The organism is uncultured Roseobacter sp., assembly GCF_947488185.1.
Lineage (GTDB): Bacteria > Pseudomonadota > Alphaproteobacteria > Rhodobacterales > Rhodobacteraceae > Roseobacter.
Genome location: NZ_CANKYM010000001.1, coordinates 1,087,884 through 1,107,699 on the forward strand (window position 1 = coordinate 1,087,884; position 19,816 = coordinate 1,107,699).

Below are 19,816 nucleotides of genomic sequence, written 5' to 3' on the forward strand. Positions count from 1 at the left end.
GACAAACAGGCCAATCATGACAGGGACAAAATCATGACCGACACCGCATCTGGCGCTTTCCGCGACCCCAATCAGACCCCGCCGCTGGCGCAGGCCGTGCCTTTGGGCTTGCAGCACGTGTTGGCGATGTTTGCCTCGAACGTGACGCCCTCTATCATCGTGGCCGGGGCTGCAGGACTGGCCTTTGGCGGGCCGGAACAGGTCTACTTGATCCAGATGGCGATGCTCTTTGCCGGGGTGGCCACGCTGTTCCAGACAGTGGGGCTGGGTCCGATCGGGGCGCGGTTGCCGATCATGCAGGGCACCAGCTTTGCTTTTGTCGGTGTGTTGGCCGGGGTGGCGGCCACCCAGGGGCTCAGTGTAGCGCTGACCGCCTGTATCATCGGCGGCTGCGTGCATTTCGTGCTGGGCGCCTTCATCAAACACCTGCGCTGGCTATTCCCGCCGCTCGTCACCGGTCTGGTGATCCTTGCCATTGGCCTCTACCTCATCCCGGTGGCGATCAAATATGCGGCGGGCGGGGCGGCGACCTTCCAGATGGAGGCCGAAAGTTTCGGATCGCTGATGCATTGGTCCGTGGCGCTAAGCGTGGTGATCGTGGCGCTGGTGCTGAAGTTCTTCACCAAGGGCACTTTGTCGAATGCAGCCATCCTGATCGGGTTGATCGTGGGCTATCTGCTGGCGTTGATGCTGGGCATGGTGAACTTTGGCGCGGTTGCCAATGCCGGCTGGTTCACCGCCATTACACCGCTGCCTTACGGCTTTGAGTTCTCGCTTGGCGCCGTGATCGCCGTGACGCTGGTTTCTATCGTTTCGGCCATTGAAACCGTCGGTGATACTTCGGCCACAACCAAGGCTGGTGCGGGGCGCGAAGCCACAGATGCGGAAATCTCCGGTGCGACCTATGCCGACGGTCTGGGCACCGCCATTGCAGGTGTCTTTGGCGGTCTGCCGAACACGTCTTTCAGCCAGAACGTGGGTATCGTCGGCATGACAGGCATCATGAGCCGTCATGTGGTCACGATCGGGGCGCTGGTTCTGATCCTTTGTGGTCTCGTGCCGAAAATCGGTGCGGTGATCGCTTCCATGCCACTGCCCGTGCTGGGGGGTGGTGTGATCGTCATGTTTGGCATGGTGGCCGCGGCGGGGTTAAACGTCCTGAGCGAGATCGAAATGAACCGCCGCAACATGGTGATCATCGCCGTGTCTCTGGCGGCTGGATTGGGGTTGAATCTGGTGCCCACGGCGGTTCAATATCTGCCGGGTGTGGTCAAGACGCTGGCGACCTCTGCGGTGGCACCCACCGCCCTGGTGGCCATCGTGTTGAACCTTGCGCTGCCGGATGATGTGTAGTCAGACGATGATTGGTTGAACCCCTGTCCGTTCGGGCACCGCGGCGTGCTGTTGGCAGGGTTTCACATCGATTCATCAACTGCTGCAGAGGACAAATGCCATGTATGATTTCGCCGCCATGGGCGCCTGGATCGAATTTGCGGTGCGGTGGCTGCATGTCATCACCGGCATCGCGTGGATCGGTTCGTCCTTCTACTTCATTGCGCTGGACCTCGGGCTGCACCGGGATCGCAATCTTGCCAGCGGTGCGGATGGCGAGGAATGGCAGGTGCACGGGGGCGGATTTTATCACATCCAGAAGTACCTGGTGGCACCCGACAACATGCCCGACGGGCTGATCTGGCATAAATGGCAAAGCTACTGGACGTGGATTAGCGGGTTTATCCTTCTGGTGCTGGTCTACTATCTGAGCGCCGAGTTCTACTTGATTGACCCCGCGATTGCTGATCTGGCTGTGTGGCAAGCTGTTGGTATTTCGCTCGCCTCGCTGACCTTCGGCTGGGTGGCCTATAACGCGCTGTGCCGGGTGTTTGTCGACGCCAACCAGACCACGCTGATGGTGGCCTTGTTCGGTGTCCTGGTGGCGATGTCCTATTTCTATACATCGGTGTTTTCAGGCCGTGCGGCGATGCTGCATCTGGGCGCATTCACCGCCACGATCATGAGCGCCAATGTTTTCATAATTATCATCCCGAACCAGAAGATTGTCGTGGCGGACCTGATGGCCGGGCGCACGCCGGATGCAAAATACGGGAAAATTGCCAAGCAGCGCAGCACGCACAACAACTACCTCACATTGCCGGTCATATTCCTGATGCTCAGCAATCATTACCCGTTGGCCTTCGCAACTGAGTTCACCTGGTTGATTGCAAGCCTTGTGTTCCTGATGGGGGTGACCATCCGCCATTACTTCAATTCTATGCACGCCCGGACAGGGAACCCGCATTGGACCTGGGCGATCACGGCGCTGATCTTCATTCTGATCATGTGGTTATCGACGGCACCGATGTTCCGCGCGGAAGAGCTGGAGACGGCTCAAGGAAGCGCGTTGAAGTTCGCACAGGCGGATGGGTTTTCTGACGTGCAGGACATTGTCCTGGGGCGTTGCTCCATGTGCCATGCAGCGGAACCGGTATGGGAAGGGCTGCATTGGGCACCGAAGGCTGTGCGTCTGGAAACGGAGTATCAGATCGCGCGGCAAGCCCGGGAAATTTACCTGCAGGCCGGTATGAGCCATGCCATGCCGCCCGCGAACCTGTCCTATATGGAAGAAGAAGAGCGCGCGCTGATTGTCGCCTGGTACCGTGCCGCGACCGCAGAGTGACCAAGGGTGGCCTAAAGCCCACCTTACCTGTCTACCTCATCCCGACGTGGGCGGCAGGTAGGGTGGGCTTTAGGCCACCATCTGCGCAGAAGCGGTTTTAGAATCGGGTGCGACTATGCTAAACCTTGGGGTATGGCATCTCTCGACCCCAATATAGGCGAAAACCGCCCTGTCATTCGGCAACTGGATGAAGCAGCCATCAACCGTATTGCTGCCGGAGAAGTTGTCGAACGCCCCGCCTCTGCGGTCAAGGAACTGGTTGAAAACGCGCTGGATGCCGGCGCCCGCCGGATCACGATTGACTATGCGGATGGTGGCAAGACCCTGATCCGGGTACAGGATGACGGTTGTGGCATGGGCGAAGACGAATTGCCGCTGGCCTTGTCACGTCATGCGACATCAAAGATCGACGGATCGGATTTGCTCGCCATTCATACCTTCGGGTTTCGGGGCGAGGCTTTGCCGTCGCTCGGAGCCGTGGGGCGCTTGACCATCGCCAGCCGTGCAGAGGGTGCCACAGGTGTGGAAGTCTCTGTGACCGGCGGGCAGATGAGCGCGCTCCGGCCAGCAGCACTGAACACCGGCACGACCGTCACCCTGCGTGACCTTTTTTACGCTACGCCCGCGCGCCTGAAGTTTCTGCGCACGGACCGTGCTGAAAGCCAGGCAATCACCGACGTCGTCAAGCGGTTGGCGATGGCGGAGCCCTTTGTGCAGTTCATCTTGCGCGATATTTCAGGCGACGGCGAAGGACGGGAAGTCTTTCGCGCCGACGCTGAACAGGGCGACCTTTTCGGGGCGTTGCAGGGGCGTCTCGCCCGTGTTCTGGGGGGCGAGTTCGCCGAGAATTCTCTGCCCATAGACGCCGAGCGCGAAGGGCTGCATCTGACGGGTTTTGCGGCCTTGCCCACCTATTCGCGGGGATCGGCTGTTGCTCAGTATCTCTTTGTGAACGGACGGCCCGTGCGGGATAAACTGCTCACCGGTGCTCTGCGGGGGGCGTATTTTGACTTCCTCAGCCGTGACAGACACCCGGTTGCCGCGCTTTTCATTGATTGCGATCCCAACCTGGTGGACGTCAACGTGCATCCGGCCAAGTCCGAGGTACGCTTTCGCGATCCTGGCGTGGCCCGTGGGTTGATCGTGTCCGGCTTGCGTCACGCGTTGGCCAATGCGGGGCATCGGGCGTCCACAACGGTTGCAGGGGCGACACTGGGCGCGATGACGCCAGAGCCCGTGGGCGCGCGGGTCTACCAGATGGACCGTCGCCCGCCGTCCTCCCACGCGCCAAGCTTTGCTGAGACCGCGCCGGTTTGGGGGCGGGTGGTCGATACGCCGGAACCAGTCCCCGAAACGGAGCCGGAAGAGGCACCTGACTACCCGCTTGGGACAGCGCGGGGACAGGTGCACGAGAATTACATCATCGCGCAAACGGCAAAGGGCATGGTCATTGTTGATCAACACGCCGCGCACGAACGACTTGTGTACGAAAAGCTCAAACGCCAAATGGCGGAAAACGGTGTGGCGCGGCAAGCCCTGTTGATCCCTGAAATTGTTGAGCTTTCGGAAGCGGAATGCGCCAGGTTGATGGATGTTTCAGCGGAGCTCGAAAAGTTTGGTTTAGGCATTGAACCATTTGGAGGCGGCGCAGTTGCCGTGCGCGAAACCCCTGCCATTCTCGGCACGGTCGACGCGCGGGCGATGGTCCTCGACATCCTTGACGAGCTTGCCGATCAGAACAGCAGCAACACGCTACAAGCCAGAATAGAAGCCATCCTCAGCCGTGTGGCTTGCCACGGTTCCATCCGCTCGGGTCGCTGGATGCGCGCGGAAGAAATGAACGCCCTGCTGCGCGAGATGGAGGCGACACCGCACTCAGGTCAGTGCAACCACGGCAGACCAACCTATGTCGAGTTGAAAATGAGCGACATCGAACGCCTGTTTGGACGCACGTGATTGAAATTGCTGGACAAACCTATTCCCTGACGGATCCGCAGGTGATGGTCATTTTGGCCAGCGCCGGTGTCGTCCTGGTGATCCTGATACTGCTGATCATGACGGTTCGGGCGGCGCGCCGGAGCGCGGCCGTTTCCGCCCCGTTGATGCAGCAAATTGGCCTTCTGGGCCAGCATGTGCAGCAATTGGGGGCAGGTCAGGAACAGCTTCGCGGGGGGTTGCAGACGGTGTCTGACACACAGGCGACCGCGCAGGCGCAGGTTATCCAGACGGTAGAGGCTCGCCTTGCCACAGTGCAGCAGCAGATGCAGGACCGTCTGGCCGACAACGCCCTGCGCTCGGCCCGCTCCCTTTCGGAAATGCAGGAACGGATGAAGGAGACCCTGCACGGGTCCTCCAAGCAGACGACCACATCGCTGACGCAACTGCAGGAACGGCTGGCGGCCATCGACAAGGCGCAGGATAATATCACCAAGCTTTCGGGCGATGTCCTGTCGCTTCAGGATATTCTCAGCAACAAGCAGACGCGCGGGGCCTTTGGCGAAATTCAGCTGCGGGATATCGTCTCCAAAGCCTTGCCGAAGGATAGTTTTGCGTTGCAGCACACGCTGAGCAACGGCAAACGCGCGGATTGCCTCATTCACTTGCCGAACCCGCCGGGGCCTATAGTGATCGACAGTAAATTCCCCTTGGAAGCTTACGAAGCTTTGCGCGCGGCAGAGACCGATTGGGAGCTGAAAGAAGCGGTGGCCAAGATGAAGGTCGCGGTGACAAAACACATCAGCGACATCGCGGCGAAATACATCATCGACGGTGAAACAGCGGATGGGGCGTTGATGTTCCTGCCGTCTGAGGCCGTCTACGCCGAACTGCATGCCAATTTTCCCGATTTGGTGCGCAAGGGCTTTGATGCTCGGGTCTGGATCGTGTCCCCCACCACCTGCATGGCGACGCTGAACACCATGCGCGCCATTCTGAAAGACGCGCGGATGCGCGAGCACGCGGGGGCGATCCGGTCTGAATTGTCCAAGCTGGTGGCAGATGTGGACCGTCTGGGGACGCGGGTGGGCAACCTTGACCGGCATTTCAATCAGGCCTCGAAAGACATCGAGGAAATCAAGATCAGCGCGGATAAGGCGGGCAAACGGGCGCACCGTCTCGACAACTTCGATTTCGAAGAGATCAGCCCGGATGATGACACGGCAAACGTCGTTCCACTCGCCAAGCAGGACGTCTAATCGGCGCAGGCAGCCATGATGCCGCGCAGTTCCGCCAGCCCGCGCATCCGCCCGATCAGCGGATAACCCGGCATGCTGCCCGCTTCCCTGTCATAGAGCAGTTCCTGCCCGTGATCCGGGCGCATCGGAATTTGCCAATCTGGCCGGCCCGCGTCCTTACGCCGGGCCTGTTCCTGCATCAGCGCCCGGATTGTGGCAACCATATCGGTGTCGCCCTCCAAATGCGCCGCTTCAAAGAAATCCGGTCGGTTCGGCTCACCGCCCAACCGTTTGGTGTTGCGCAGATGTACGAAATGGATGCGTGAGCCAAGCCGTTCCACGAATCCCGGTGCGTCGAAATCCGATCGCACGCCCAGCGACCCGGTACAGAGAGTGGCCCCGTTGGCAGGCACATCAACGGCGGCCAGCGTTTCGGCATAGTCATCGGTTGTGGACATCACCCGCGGCAACCCCAGCAGCCCAAAAGGCGGATCATCCGGATGGCAGCACAGGCGCAGGCCGAGGTATTGGGCAACGGGCGCAACTTCGGCCAGAAAATCAACCAGATGGGCGTGTAGCTTGTCCGGGCTGATGCCATCATATGTGCCCAGTCGTGCGGCCACATCCGGCAATCTCCAGGTATCGTTTGCACCGGGCAGACCGGCGATGATGTTGCGCTGCAGGCTCAGGCGTTCCGCGCCTGACATCGCCTGAAATTGCGCGCGGGCGGCCTCGCGCATCGCGACGGAATAGTCTTCTGGCGCCGAATTCCGGGCGAGGATGTGCAGGTCAAAGACAGCGAAATCCAGCAGGTGGAACAGCATCGCAGTGCCGCCATGCGGCTGCGGCGCCCGGAGCGATGTGCGCGTCCAGTCGAGGATCGGCATGAAGTTGTAGCACACCGTTTTGATCCCACGTGCGGCCAGGGCGGTCAGGCTGGATTTATAGTGCTCCAGATGCTGCCGCGCCTCCGGTCCCTGCGTCTTGATCTCTTCGGACACGGGCAGGCTTTCAACCACGTCCCAGGCAAACCCGGCGCTGCTCAGCATCTCTTGCCGCTTGGCGATGTCGTCTTCGGTCCAGGGCATGCCGGGGGCGATGTGGTGCAGCGCGGTTACGATGCCTTCCACCCCGACCTGATGCAGATCGTCCAGGGCAATCGTGTCGTGTGGTCCGAACCAGCGCCAGCATTGTTTCATGGTTGCCATCCTTCATACAGCGGGTGCGCGGCGTCGAGCGGGAGGTTCACGCGCACGCCATTGCGGGCCGCGTGATAAATTGCCGTCACCAGCGCGACGGAGGCCGCGCCCTCCTCTAGTGAAACGGCGTGGTTGTCCTCTCCGGCCATGTCCTGCGCGATGGCTGTCAGAAAACCTTTGAACCCGATGGGTTCGGGTGCTGTTGCGGCCAGACAGGCGTCCACCGTGTGCTGGTCGTCGGGGGTACGGGCGACGAATTGCCAGTCTGTGGCGCCGGGGGCATAGGGCGTTGTGCCGGAGGTTGCGGTCAGGTGCTCAAAGACAAAACGAATGCGGGTTTCATCCGTTGCGGCACCCAGCGTGATACTGCTGGTGCAGAGCGCGCCGTTTTTCATCTGGAAACTGATGGCTGCGCAATCTTCGGTTTCGATCTGGTTCACCCGCGTGGTTGTCATGGCTGACAGGCGGGCGACCGGCCCCATGAAATGGGTCATCAGGTCATGGTTGTGAATGGCATGACCCAGCACGGCACCGCCCTGCTCACCCGCCCATGTCCCGCGCCAGGGCACGGCGTAGTAATCAGCGCCCCGTGACCAATGCGTCTCAATCGCGCCAACCTGCGGTGCGCCGGTCAACCCGGCGGCGATCAGACCGCGCAGCTGCGCCAATGCGGGCCCCCAGCGGTATTGGAACACCGGAAACACGCGGCGCCCGCATTGTGATGCCGCATGGCGGATGCGATCCACGTCTGCCATGGATGTGGCCAGCGGCTTTTCACAAATCACATGCTTGCCAGCGGAAAGCGCCTGCAGGGTCACGGGTACATGCAGGTGGGGCGGCAGGCAGACATCGATCATATCGATCTGCGGATCGTCCAAGGCGACCTGTAGATCGGTTTCGACGTTAAATGTATCGTTCGCGCGAATGCTCTCTGCGCGGGCCGCGTCCTGATCAACGAGGATATCCACCGAAAAGAGGTCTGGCAGCGCACGATAGGCAGCAAGATGTTCGCGCCCGATGCCCGCGCCAAGGATAGCGACGCGGATCATGTGTCCGCACCCTCCGCCATCGCCTGCGCTTTTAGCGCCAGTTCCATCACCGTAAAGCAGTGTCGCTGTCTCATCGCAGTTTCCGTCCGGTTGCGGATGTCATGCGCCAGTCTTTCAAAATAGGGCAATCCGGCTCCACTTGCGTCGATTTTCTCGCAGCGTGTGCCATTGACCAGCAGCAGATGGTCCGTGCCGTCCGTGCCGCCGACATCCACGTATTTGCGCAGCTCGATGTAGCCTTCGGTGCCAAGGATGGTCAGCCGCCCGTCGCCCCAGGTGGGCAGCGCATCGGGGGTGTACCAATCCACGCGTATGTAGCCCGAGGCCGTGGCGCTGCGCAGTGAGATTTCACCGAAATCCTGCAATCCTTGATCTGCCGGGTTGGTGTGATTTGCGACCATAGCATGGGCAACTTCGGCCTCGCTTGATCCGGTGAAGTGCAGGAACTGGTCGATCTGGTGAGAGCCGATGTCCGTCAGGATGCCGCCATAACGCTCCCGTTCAAAGAACCAGCTGGGCCGGGTGGCGCGGTTGAGCCGGTGGGGGCCAAGGCCTGCGGTGTGCACGACCTTGCCGATTGCACCAGCTTCGACCAATTCGGTTGCCCGGGTCACCGCAGGGACCTCGAAACGTTCCGAGAAGTTGACGGACCAGATGCGGCCCGTCCCGGCCACACAGTCTTTGATTTCTTCCAGCTGGGCCAGCGTTGTGCAGCCGGGTTTGTCGGTCATCACGTCCATGCCCTGTCGCATGGCGCGGGTTGCAAGGGCGGCCCGGTCGGCGGGAATGGCGGACACCAGAGCCAGATCCGCGCCGCTGGCAAGCGCCGCGTCGAGGCTGTCAAAGCGCGACAACTCGGGGAACCGCTTGGTGAAGCCAGCAAGCGTTTCGGGCGCGCCTTCGGTCCAGTAGCCAAGGCAGGTCGCCCCGATGTCCAGCATGTTCTGCGTCATGCCGAAGATGTGCCGGTGGTCCAGCCCCAAGGCGATGAAGGAGAGCGTCATGTGGGTGTCACCTCTGTGCGTTGTCCGGATGCGTTGGCCCGTTCCATGGCGTCGATCACGCGGTGTGCCTCCAGCGCGCTGGTGCCGGAGGCAAGCGGGGCCTGCCCAGTGGTGATGCATGTGGCAAAGTCTTCGAGAATGGTCTGATGCCAGTCATGAGTAAAGGCCATGGGGTCAGCGCCGCCACCTGTGCTGGCATCTGCGCCGAACGCCTCCACACGTCCGTCCAGATGAGTCAGCGTCAAAACGCCGGAGGCCAGATGGGCGGCTGCCTCTGTGCCCTGGATTGTCAGGCTTTCAGCTTCGCCGGGAAAGGCTGCTGTCGTCGCGGTCAGATTACCGAGTGCGCCGCTCTCCATTTCGAAAACCGCGCTGGCCCAGTCTTCGGCTTCCAGATCATGCAGCGGGGTTTTCCCCATCGTGGCCTGCAGGCTGCGGATGGGACCCAGCAGCCAAAGCGCCAGATCAAGCGTGTGAATGGCTTGATTGATCATCACACCACCGCCATCACGGGTATAGGTGCCGCGCCCCGGCGCATCGTAATAGGCCTGATCGCGCCACCAGGGCACGCGGATATCCACGGTGGCGACATCCCCCAGCGTGCCTTCGGTCAGGAGCGTCTTGAGCTGTTGCGATGCGGCACGGGCACGATGCTGGAAGACGATCCCGAGCGGCACCCTTGCCGCTTCACACTGCGCAACGATCGCTGTCGCCGCAGCCAATGTCCGCTCAATGGGTTTTTCCATCAGGATGGGTTTACCCGCCGCGCTCAGCTCTGCCACGAGGTCTTGCCGCGCGTCGGGTGGCGTGGCGATGATCACGAAATCAATGGTATCGTCTTGCGCGATGTGCCGCACCGTTTCCGCGACCGGAACGGCATAGCCAAGTGCCGTTGTCGCCTTGCCGGCAAACGCATAGGCGCGCGCGCAATCGCGGCCCATGACGGCGGCCAGTTCGATGCCTTTTGTGGAATGCTGGATCGCCGCAAGATGCGTGTCCGCGACCATGCCGAGGCCGATCAAAACAGTCTTCATACCCCCTCCCGATTGAGGCAACACTTGCAGGAAAGATCGGATAAGGCCAAGCAAAAGATGTACAAGCGCCAAAGCGTGGTATCACGTGGCACAGCGCATGGATAAGGGGGATAGCAGTGCAACATCTGACAGGAACGGCGGCCACTCTTTATGAGGAAATTCAGGGTTTGCCGATTGTGTCACCCCATGGCCATTGCGCGCCGGAGTGGTTTGCCGCGGACAATCCCTTTCCGGACCCGGCGACCCTGTTGGTCGTGCCGGATCACTATGTTTTCCGGATGCTGTATTCACAAGGGGTGAGCCTCGCGGATCTCGGGGTGGGCACGCCCGGTAAGGGGGCTGACCCGCGCGCGATATTTCGGCTGTTTGCGCGGCACTGGCCGCTGTTTCTGGGCACGCCGTCGCGGTTCTGGATGAGCTATGTGCTGACCCAAACGTTAGGGATCGAAACACCGCTATCCGAGGAGACAGCGGATGAGATTTACGACCGGATTGCCGAAAAACTGGTTGATCCCGCTTTCCGCCCGCGCGCCCTTTTCGATCAGTTCGGGATCGAGGTGCTGGCCACGACGGATGGGGCCCTGGACGACCTGTCGCATCATGAGGCCATCACCAACAGCACCTGGACCGGACGCGTCGTGCCGACCTTCCGACCGGATAATGTGCTTGACCCCAGCGATCCCGATTTCCTGAAAAACCTGGGTCGCCTTGCCATGCACACCGGGGAAGACGTCAGTAGCTTTGATGGGTTCCTTGCCGCCCTGCGTGCGCGCCGCACATTTTTCAAGATGATGGGGGCCACGGCAACCGACCACGCGATCGAGGTAATCCATACGGAATGGCTGGAGGATCCGGACAGGGTCTATCAGCGGCTGCGCAAAGGCACCGGGTCAGAGGAGGATGCTCGGATTTTTTACGGCCATATGCTGATCGAGATGGCGCAGATGTCTGTCGAGGATGGGCTGGTCATGCAGATCCACGGAGGTAGCAGGCGCAATACGAATGCCACGGTCATGGATCAGTTTGGCCGCGACAAGGGCGCGGATATCCCCATTGCCGTGGATTGGGTGCGCGGGCTGGAGGCCCTTTTGAACCGGGTGGGGAATACGCCCGATTTCATGCTGATCCTGTTCACGCTGGATGAGACCACTTATGCGCGCGAGCTGGCGCCGATGGCGGGCCATTGGCCGTGCCTGCGGATTGGCCCGCCGTGGTGGTTCCACGACAGTGCCGCGGGGATTGCGCGCTATTTCGACCAAGTGGTGGAAACAGCGGGCTATTGGAACCTCGCCGGTTTCAATGATGACACGCGGGCCTTCCTGTCGATTCCGGCGCGGCACGACATGTGGCGGCGGGGCGTGGCGCTGCACCTTGAACAGCAGGTGACGCGGGGTGTGTTCGATCTGGCGGATGCGCGGGAGATCGCGCCCCTGCTGGCGGTTGATCTGGCGCGGGATACCTACAGGTTGACCACATGATGCCGCGCATTCTGCATATCGGTGTGGGCAACTTTGCGCGGGCGCATATCGCCGATTACACGCAGGATGCGGGCGGCTGGTCGATCACCGGGGTGAGCCTGCGCTCGGCCACGGTGCGCGATGGGCTGCGGGCGCAGGGCTATGATTATGGGCTGTCGGTGCAGGGGCAGGGCGTCAAACAGATCACCGTTTTTGACAGCGTGCTGGTCGCACCGGAGGACCCGCAGGCAGTACTGGCGCAGATCACTGACCCCGGGGTGCACATCATCTCGGTCACCGTGACCGAGAAGGGCTATCACCTGACGCCGGAGAACCGGTTGGATCTGGAGGATCCCCTGATTGCGCAGGACCTAGAGGGTGGTGGGCCGCGTACGGTGATCGGGTTTCTGGCACGAGGGATCGCTGCGCGGACAACGCCGGTCACGGTGCTGAGCTGTGACAACCGTGCGCACAACGGCGACGTGTTGCGCGGTGCGGTGGTGGCTTTTGCCGCGGAGGCGCGGCTGGACATGAGGGCAGCAAAAGCGCGCTTTCCCAACAGCATGGTGGACCGGATCACGCCCGCGACTTCGGACGCGCTGCGCGCCGAGACGGGAGATGCGATGGCCGTGCCGACCGAGCCGTTTCGGGAATGGGTAATCGAGGATCACTTTGCCGGGCCTCGGCCAGACTGGCCGGACGTGGTCCTTGCCAGAGATGTGGCCCCGCATGAGATGCGCAAGCTGCGGATGCTGAACGGCGCGCATTCGATGCTGGCCTATGCGGGCACCTTGGCGGGGCACACCTATGTGCACGAGGCGATGGCGGATGCGACATTGCGGAGGGCGGCGCGGGCGCTGATGGCGGAGGCGGCGCAGACGCTGGCGCCCGAAATGCAAAAGATGGCCTCGTCCTATGCCGCGGCGCTGGTGCCGCGGTTCGACAACCGCCACATCAATCACAGTCTGCGCCAGATCGCGATGGATGGGACGCAGAAGCTGCCCTACCGGATGATCGACAGTCTGCAGACGCTGCGGGATGGTGGGCCCGCGCTCGCCGCAGGCGTCCGCGCATGGATCGCGTTCTGCCGCGCCGAGGTGGCCGCAGGGCGGGCGTTGCAGGACCCGAAGGCGGAAGAGATTGCCACCATCGTCCGCTCCGGCGGGTCGGATGCGGACTTGCTTGCGCTGGTTGGCGCGGCGGATCTCAAGGACGTTATTCTGGAATGATCGCGCCGCGGTGCTGGACCACGCGGGCGGCGCAGTCATGGCCTGCCCTCAAGGCTTCGGCCTGTGGTTTTCCCTGCACGAGGGCGCCGAGGTACCCGCCGTTGAAGCTGTCTCCGGCTGCGGTGGTGTCGACCACCCTAGTGGCGGGCGTATAGGTCTGATCCACGGGATCGGCGAGTGAGAGCGGTCCGGTTTCGCCACGTTTGAGCGCACCGCCGCCGGGGTAGGCTGCGAAGCGTGCCGCGACATCCGCCTCGGTCTCTTCGAAGAGGGCCATCTCGTCGTCGATGGAGGGCAGCGCAATATCGGCGCGCGCCCAGAGGGCTTGCGTCACCTCTTGGGCGGTTTGCCGATCCTCCCAGAGCTTCGGGCGATAGTTGCTGTCATAGGCGAAACGCACAGGCGTGTCGGCCAGCCAGTCGATCAGGGCCAGCCGAACCGCGTGGGGCAGGATCGCCATGGTGATGCCGGAGAGGTAGATCAGGTCGTAACCGGCGAGCAGGTCAAAGTCATAGCCGCCATCCGCCTGAAAGAGGTCGCGCGCGGCAGAGGCGCTGCGCCAGTAGGTAAAGGACCGCTCGCCCGCGTCGGTCGTGGTAATCGCGTAAAGGCCGGGTGATTTGCCCTCAATCGTGCGGATCGCCGCGCAGCCAATTCCCTGGGCCCCGATGAAGGCGCGAATCTGCTCTGAAAAAGGGTCATCGCCCAGGCAGGTGACATAGTCGACCGAGACATCCCGTGCCGCGCGTTTGAGATAGATTGCCGTGTTGAGCGTGTCCCCTGCCACACCGACCTGCGCGGTGGTGCCTTGCATGGAGAGTTCGATCATGGCTTCGCCGATACAGGCCACGCGTGTCATCGCTGTTCCCTTTTCCAGATGATGAGGCCGGAGACCACGATGATCACGGCCCCGATGACCGTCCACCGATCCGGCAAGTGTTCGAACACCAGATAGCTCAGGATTGAGAGGTAGATCATGAAGGAATAGGTATAGGGCATCAAGGTGTTGGCAGAACCGAAGCGATGGGCGTTGGTCAGCAGCTGATGGCCTGCCCAGCCGAAAACACCCAGCCCGATCAGGATCAGCCAGTCGGCAGCGGTGTCCGGCCATTGCCACGCCCAGACAGCCATTGGCAACATGACGGCGGTGCCAAGCGCGCCCATGTAGAATTGCATCGTTTCGGTGGCCACCACGCCCGCCAGCTTGCGCGTCATGATGGAGTAGAGCGCAAGGCTGAGCGAATTGAACAGCGGCAGCAGCATCGCGATGTGAAAGGCCTCGCCAAAGGGGCGGATGACAACCAGAACGCCCGCAAATCCCAGAAGGATCGCGAACCACCGCCACGGGCCCACCCGCTCGCCAAGCAGAGGTCCCGACAGGGCGCAGACGATAACGGGGCTGGAGAACATGATCGCCGAGGTGACGGTCAGCGGCAGGAAATTCAGCGCGTAGAAATTCGACAGGGTGGCGATGATCAGCAGCATGGCGCGGCTGACCACCTGCCACATGTGCGTGGTCTGAAAGCGGTCGCGGGTGACGCCGCCCCGGGCGATCATTGCCAGCGAGATCACGAAGTGACCGGCGTAACGCATGAAGGCCAGTTGGAATGCCGAAAACCCGGCGATCACCAGCCATTTAGCGCTGGTGTCCACCAGTGAAAACAGGAACCACGCGCCAAGCATCAGGAGGATGCCGAAATGTGGCCGATCCTCGATCAGGCGCGCGGCCACTGCCATGTTACTTGCCCATCTTGCTGGCGTAGAAATCGATCATCTGGCTGACCATGTTGTCGCCGTGGCCGGTCTCGGTGGCTTCGCGCAGGGCAGAGAGCGCGCATTTCGACATGATGCTTTCGACACCTGCCTCTTCGGCCATCCGGGCATAGTAGCCCACATCCTTGGCGGCGTTCCTGATGGCAAAGGCCAGCTGGTTCGGATCGCCCTTGAGGCCATAGCCCGAGACGAAGTCCATCATGCCGGAATGCAGCGGCCCGGCGGCCATCACGTCGTAAAGCTGCTGACGGTCGATGCCCGCGACATCCGCCATGGCAAAGGCTTCGGCCATGGCATTGGCGACGGTCATGCCAAAGAAGTTGTTCATCAGCTTGATCGTATGGCCCGATCCCAGCGCGCCCAAGTGAAAGACGTTTTCGCCCAGGTCCTTGAGGACCGGTTCCACCTTGTCAAAGGCCGCCTTGTCGCCCGCCGCCATGATGTTCAGCAACCCGTCCTTGGCGTGGCTGGGCGTGCGGCCCAGCGGCGCGTCCATGTAGGTGCCGCCCGCCTCCGCGACCTCTGCGCCCAGGGCGCGGGTGCTGCCGGGCAGGGAGGTGCCGAAATCGATCACCACCGCGCCGGGCTTCAGGCCCGCGATCACCCCGTCTGCCCCACGCATCCGGCTTTCCACGCTGTCGCTGGTGTCCATGCAAAGCATGATGATGTCGCTGGCCGCCGCCACATCGCGCGCGGTGGCGACCTCGGTGGCCCCGCGCGCCACGGCGGCATCGATATTCGGGCGGGAGCGGTTGGCGGTGACCGTCATGCCATAGCCCTTGTCCTGCAGGCGCCCGACCATGGCTGCGCCCATCAGCCCAAGCCCGATGAATCCGATTGTGGGGTGTGTCATGTCCTGTCCTTTACGTCTTTTGGTTCTGAAATGGTGTCAAAGGCCCGTTTCTTCAGGCCTTTCTGGATTTCGTAGATGGAGATCGGCACATCCGGCTGCGGCTGCGGAATGCGCACCGGAATGTCCTTGAGCCGTGGGTTCAGCGTGGTGTTGCCGCAGAGCATGCGGGTGTCGTAATCCTTGATCCCATCCCAGCGGGTCATCGACCCCATGATCGGAAAGGCGTCTGCCGCCATCATCTCGTAAAACAGAATGCGCCGCGCGCGGTCAGAGGTATTCAGCGCCGAGCCATGCACGATGCGCCCATGATGGATGCTGATCGATCCCGCGGGGCCGGTCAGTTCCACCGCGTCCTTCGGGTCGAGCCCGTTTTCTTCCGGCAGCATCGCGCCCGCAAAGACACCGTCCACGTGGTGGTCATAGACCGGCCCTCTGTGCGAGCCGGGGTAGACCATCAGCGGGCCATTTTCGCTGGCCATATCGTCGATCAACACGCCAATGGCGAGGATGTCGTCATTCGTGTGCGGGTAGAACGCATAGTCCTGGTGCCATTCGACGGCGGCGCCATAGCCTGCCGATTTCATGTTCAGCTTGGTCGTGTGCAGCCGCAGATCAGGCCCGGCCAGATCGCGCGCTGGGGCGAGGATGTGATCGGAATACATCAGCTCCCGCATGACATCCGAGATCAGATGCGGCAGCTTGATCCGCCGCAGGCGGGGTGCGTCAGGCCGGTGGCTGTCTTCCAGATCGAGCCGGTCGTTGCTGGCGGTCATCCCGCGTGCTTCCTCCTCGAACCTTGCGATTTCGGCGTGGATACGGGCGAGCCATGCCGCAGGGATCTGGTTCTCCAGAACGAGATACCCTTGCTCCTGATAGAGCGCGATCTGATCGGGGGAGAGCACTTCAGGCATAGGCTGCCCCTTCCACTGTGTCGGTCAGCTGGGTTTCGATCTGCAGGGCGATATCGAGGGTGCGCGTGGCATCGGCGACATCAATGAGGGGCGTGGCCCCGTCGATCACGTCGAGAAAGTGGTCAAGCTGCGCCTCAAGCGGTGCCCGTGCGTTCTCCGCCTTCTGAAGGGGAACCCTTTGTGCCGGTTGGCTCCATTCCGTGCCAGACCAGAGGGTCATCGACGGGAAGCTGATCGCCCCTTCCGTGCCCATGATCCACATCATGTCTTGCCCGGTGGTGCCGATGTTCGGGTTCTCCCCTGTGCCCGCTTCGAACCCCCAGGGGCTGGGGCTGGTGTCGGCAAAGCTGATGGTGCCGGTGGCGCCATTCTCAAAGACTAGCGCCACAGCCCCGCTTTCAATGCGGTTCCGTCCGCGCAACCCCGCACCACGCAGGGCGGTAACAGCCGCAATCTCGCCCACGACAAACCTCAGGATATCTATGTCATGTACCAGATTGATCATCACGGGACTGCCGCCTGCGGCCCGCCAGTTCCCGGCGAAATAGTCATCCGGTTTGCGCATCGCCCAGATCAGGTTGGCGCAGACCACCCTGCCGATAGTGTCCTCCGCGATCATGGCTTTGAGCTGTTGCACGGCGGCATGATACCGGCGGTGATGTCCGACAAGAGAGCCGACACCGGCGCGCGCCACCGCATCGCGCAGGGCGCGCGCGCCGGTCAGATCGCCTGCAACCGGCTTTTCGATCAGCATATGCCAGCCGCGTTTGGCGGCGTAGCCCCCGTGACGGGCGTGCAGGTCCGTGGGTGTTGCGATGATGACGCCGTCCACTGGGTCCGCCACCTCCGCCATATCGGCAAAGCGTGGGACATCCGGCGCAAGAGACATGTCCGGATCGGCCAGCCCGACGAGGTGGCAGCCCGGATGAGCCTGCACCGCCCCAACATGCCGAATGCCGATCAGACCTCCCCCCACGACAAGGATGCGTTTCACATCACCGCCCCGATTTGCCAAGGCACGAATTCGTAATCCCCAAGGCCCTGCGCTTCGGACTTGGTCATCTCACCACTGGCGACCTTCAGGAAGAGATTGTAGATTTCGCGGCCCTTCTCCTCGACCGTGGTGCCTTCGGAGAGGATCGTGCCCGCATTCACATCCATATCTTCCGCCATGCGCTGGGCCATCTGCGAGTTTGTCGCCACCTTGATCGTCGGGCTGGGTTTTGAGCCAAAGGCGGAGCCGCGCCCGGTGGTGAAACACACCAGATTGCAGCCCCCGGCGATCTGGCCGGTGACGCTGGCCGGATCATAGCCGGGGCTGTCCATGAAGGTGAACCCGCGGGCGCGCACTGGTTCGGCATATTTGTAGACACCCATCAGGGGGCTTGTGCCGCCCTTGGCCGCGGCGCCCAGCGATTTTTCGAGGATGGTGGTCAGCCCGCCCGCCTTGTTGCCAGGCGACGGGTTGTTGTCCATCGATCCGAGGTTGCGTGCGGTGTAATCCTCCCACCACTTGATGAGGTCTACCAGTTTCTCGCCCGTCGCCCGATCCGTTGCGCGACGCGTCAGCAGATGCTCTGCACCATAAATCTCCGGCGTTTCCGCCAGCACCCCGGTGCCGCCTTGAGCTGCCAGCAGATCGCAGGCGTAGCCAAGCGCCGGGTTGGCGGTGATCCCCGACCAGGCATCAGATCCGCCGCATTGCAGGGCCACCATCAGGTCAGAGGCCGGACAGGGCTCTCGCGTGGCCTGATTGGCAATGGGCAACATGGCCTCGATCTTCGCGATGCCCAACTCGATTGTTTTGCGCAATCCCGCGACCGACTGAATGTTAATCACCTGAAAGGTGGGCCCCTGTTTCAGGCCGTAAGCCTCCAGCAACCAGTCGATCTGGTTCATCTCGCAGCCCAGGCCGACCATCAGCACGCCCGCATGGTTGGGGTGGCGCGCGTATCCCCACATCACGCGTTGCAGCGCTTCAAAGCCATCCCCGGAATCGGCCATGCCGCAGCCAGTGCCATGCACAAAAGCCACCACACCGTCGACGTTGGGATAGTCGGCCAGCACCTCGGGCGTGAAATGCGCGGCGATCATCCGCGCGGCGGTGGCAGAACAATTCACCGAGGTGACAATGGCGATATAGTTGCGCGTGCCGACCTGACCGTTTTCCCGCCGATACCCCATGAAACTGTCGCGCTGGTCTTCGGGAACGGGCGTGACCGGGCGCAGGTCGGTGGCATAGTCGTAATCCGCGTCGGTGTTACGAAATTCGACATTCTGCGTGTGCACATGATCGCCCGCCGCAATGTCATCCGCCGCGTAGCCGATCACCTGCGCGTATTTGCGAATGGCCTCCCCCTTGGCGATGTCCTGGGTTGCGATCTTGTGCCCTGAAGGGATGAGCGCGCGGGTTGTGGTGCTTTCGACGGCCACGCCGACCTCCAGAGCGCGGGTGGCGGTCACAACGTTATCGGCGGGATCAAGACGGACAATGTCCATGACAGCTCCTCAGGCGCAGAAGGGGGCATCGCTTTGCCAGCGATGGATCGGGATATGAGCCCCGCCGGCAAGGTCTGCCCGGGCCTCTTCCCACATCTGCCGCCATGTGCGCCAGTCGGTCAAGGCCGTCTCCGGCTGGGCGGCGCTGCGGGCGACGAAATCGGGAAAATGCGCGCGGCCGGTGGGTTGGCCGGTTACATTGTAGCGCAGATCAAAGGACCAGCGGAAGGCATCGGTGCCATTGGGCAGCGAGGCATGCGGCGTGAGTGGATGCAGCAGCACGATGCCCCCTGCGCGGACGGGCAGGGGCAGGGCCTGCGCGGGGTCGATGAACCCATCAGCGATGGCCGTCTGGGTCTTTGGGCAATGCGGCAGCATGGTGTCGGGGGTGCCGGGCATCACCTGCAGGCAGCCGTTTTCCTCCGTCGCGTCCGTCATGGCGATCCATACGGTGACCATCTCCGTCTGGTCGGCCTCTTCCAGACCAACGCCACGATCCTGATGCCAGTCCGTCTGGGTGACATGGGCGCGGATTTCATTTTCCTGAAGCGCGGGGCGGGGCGGTTTGATCCGCACATGCTGGATCGGATTTGACGTGATCTCCGGCCCGATCAGGGCTTCGACAACGTCGAGAATGGCAGGGCATGTCACCAGGTCGAAAACGGCAGGGCCGAAATGCATCGGTGTATCCGGGGTGACTTCATCCCCGGGCAAGTTGATGTCCATGGGCTGGAACCAGTCACATCCGGCCTCATAGGCCGTCAGCAGTTTTTGCCAGAAATCCTGCTGCACGACCTCCTGCGGCAGCAGGCCGTCTGCAACCCAACCCTCGCACAGGCTGTCCAGCAGCGCGGCATATTCGCCTTCAACCTGTGCCCTGATCTCCGCTGGCACCACGTCTTCCAGCACCAGATAGCCATCGGTGGCAAAGGCACGACGTTGGGCATAGGTCAGCATT

Annotated in this window: 17 protein-coding genes; 6 read left to right on the top strand and 11 right to left on the bottom strand. The window is 62.1% G+C overall.

Annotation, left to right across the window (positions count from 1 at the left end):
• Window positions 1-33 precede the first annotated feature (33 nt).
• The 4 genes from Q1A52_RS05470 to Q1A52_RS05485 all read left to right on the top strand — a co-directional run bounded on the left by Q1A52_RS05470 (window position 34) and on the right by Q1A52_RS05485 (window position 5,871).
• The gene (locus Q1A52_RS05470; RefSeq protein ID WP_300011880.1) at window positions 34-1,353 is read left to right on the top strand and encodes a nucleobase:cation symporter-2 family protein; all 1,320 of its coding nucleotides are present in this window, start codon (window positions 34-36) and stop codon (window positions 1,351-1,353) included.
• Window positions 1,354-1,453: 100 nt separating this feature from the next.
• Window positions 1,454-2,677: a urate hydroxylase PuuD gene (locus Q1A52_RS05475; protein ID WP_300011883.1), complete on the top strand. Its 1,224-nt coding sequence runs from the start codon at window positions 1,454-1,456 to the stop codon at window positions 2,675-2,677.
• Window positions 2,678-2,809: 132 nt separating this feature from the next.
• The gene (gene mutL / locus Q1A52_RS05480; protein ID WP_300011886.1) at window positions 2,810-4,633 is read left to right on the top strand and encodes a DNA mismatch repair endonuclease MutL; all 1,824 of its coding nucleotides are present in this window, start codon (window positions 2,810-2,812) and stop codon (window positions 4,631-4,633) included.
• The gene (locus tag Q1A52_RS05485; RefSeq protein WP_300011889.1) at window positions 4,630-5,871 is read left to right on the top strand and encodes a DNA recombination protein RmuC; all 1,242 of its coding nucleotides are present in this window, start codon (window positions 4,630-4,632) and stop codon (window positions 5,869-5,871) included. Before mutL ends, Q1A52_RS05485 begins: the two co-directional genes overlap by 4 nt.
• Here the strand turns inward: Q1A52_RS05485 and uxuA are convergent.
• Genes uxuA through Q1A52_RS05505 form a run of 4 tightly spaced genes read right to left on the bottom strand, consistent with a single transcriptional unit; the run spans window position 5,868 to window position 10,136 of the window.
• Window positions 5,868-7,049 (bottom strand): mannonate dehydratase, encoded by a 1,182-nt coding sequence (uxuA, locus tag Q1A52_RS05490; RefSeq protein ID WP_300011892.1) that lies wholly within the window; start codon window positions 7,047-7,049, stop codon window positions 5,868-5,870. The two genes, Q1A52_RS05485 and uxuA, sit on opposite strands and share 4 nt — an antisense overlap.
• Window positions 7,046-8,098, bottom strand: coding sequence for a Gfo/Idh/MocA family oxidoreductase (locus tag Q1A52_RS05495; protein WP_300011895.1), 1,053 nt, complete (start codon window positions 8,096-8,098; stop codon window positions 7,046-7,048). Before Q1A52_RS05495 ends, uxuA begins: the two co-directional genes overlap by 4 nt.
• Window positions 8,095-9,102: a Gfo/Idh/MocA family oxidoreductase gene (locus Q1A52_RS05500; protein ID WP_300011898.1), complete on the bottom strand. Its 1,008-nt coding sequence runs from the start codon at window positions 9,100-9,102 to the stop codon at window positions 8,095-8,097. The genes Q1A52_RS05495 and Q1A52_RS05500 overlap by 4 nt, the downstream gene beginning before the upstream one ends.
• Window positions 9,099-10,136, bottom strand: a complete 1,038-nt coding sequence (locus tag Q1A52_RS05505) for a Gfo/Idh/MocA family oxidoreductase (protein WP_300011901.1) — start codon at window positions 10,134-10,136, stop codon at window positions 9,099-9,101. Before Q1A52_RS05505 ends, Q1A52_RS05500 begins: the two co-directional genes overlap by 4 nt.
• A gap of 116 nt (window positions 10,137-10,252) precedes the next feature.
• Between Q1A52_RS05505 and uxaC the strand changes: the two genes are divergently transcribed.
• Both uxaC and Q1A52_RS05515 read left to right on the top strand, forming a co-directional pair.
• Entirely contained in the window at window positions 10,253-11,614 is a 1,362-nt protein-coding gene (uxaC, locus tag Q1A52_RS05510) for a glucuronate isomerase (protein ID WP_300011904.1), read from the top strand.
• Complete coding sequence (locus Q1A52_RS05515; protein ID WP_300011907.1) at window positions 11,611-12,822, top strand: mannitol dehydrogenase family protein; 1,212 nt, start codon at window positions 11,611-11,613, stop codon at window positions 12,820-12,822. Before uxaC ends, Q1A52_RS05515 begins: the two co-directional genes overlap by 4 nt.
• Here Q1A52_RS05515 and Q1A52_RS05520 read toward each other — a convergent pair.
• The 7 genes from Q1A52_RS05520 to Q1A52_RS05550 are packed head-to-tail and all read right to left on the bottom strand — an operon-like array spanning window position 12,809 to window position 19,815.
• Window positions 12,809-13,681: a sugar kinase gene (locus Q1A52_RS05520; protein WP_300011910.1), complete on the bottom strand. Its 873-nt coding sequence runs from the start codon at window positions 13,679-13,681 to the stop codon at window positions 12,809-12,811. The genes Q1A52_RS05515 and Q1A52_RS05520 overlap by 14 nt on opposite strands.
• Entirely contained in the window at window positions 13,678-14,559 is an 882-nt protein-coding gene (locus Q1A52_RS05525) for a DMT family transporter (RefSeq protein WP_300011913.1), read from the bottom strand. Before Q1A52_RS05525 ends, Q1A52_RS05520 begins: the two co-directional genes overlap by 4 nt.
• A gap of 1 nt (window position 14,560) precedes the next feature.
• Complete coding sequence (locus tag Q1A52_RS05530) at window positions 14,561-15,448, bottom strand: NAD(P)-dependent oxidoreductase (protein WP_300011916.1); 888 nt, start codon at window positions 15,446-15,448, stop codon at window positions 14,561-14,563.
• Entirely contained in the window at window positions 15,445-16,359 is a 915-nt protein-coding gene (locus Q1A52_RS05535) for a phytanoyl-CoA dioxygenase family protein (protein WP_300011919.1), read from the bottom strand. The genes Q1A52_RS05530 and Q1A52_RS05535 overlap by 4 nt, the downstream gene beginning before the upstream one ends.
• The gene (locus tag Q1A52_RS05540; RefSeq protein ID WP_300011922.1) at window positions 16,352-17,353 is read right to left on the bottom strand and encodes a Gfo/Idh/MocA family oxidoreductase; all 1,002 of its coding nucleotides are present in this window, start codon (window positions 17,351-17,353) and stop codon (window positions 16,352-16,354) included. Before Q1A52_RS05540 ends, Q1A52_RS05535 begins: the two co-directional genes overlap by 8 nt.
• The gene (locus Q1A52_RS05545; protein WP_300011925.1) at window positions 17,350-18,858 is read right to left on the bottom strand and encodes a UxaA family hydrolase; all 1,509 of its coding nucleotides are present in this window, start codon (window positions 18,856-18,858) and stop codon (window positions 17,350-17,352) included. Before Q1A52_RS05545 ends, Q1A52_RS05540 begins: the two co-directional genes overlap by 4 nt.
• Before the next feature lie 9 nt (window positions 18,859-18,867).
• Window positions 18,868-19,815, bottom strand: a complete 948-nt coding sequence (locus Q1A52_RS05550) for a phytanoyl-CoA dioxygenase family protein (protein ID WP_300011928.1) — start codon at window positions 19,813-19,815, stop codon at window positions 18,868-18,870.
• Window position 19,816: the final 1 nt, after the last annotated feature.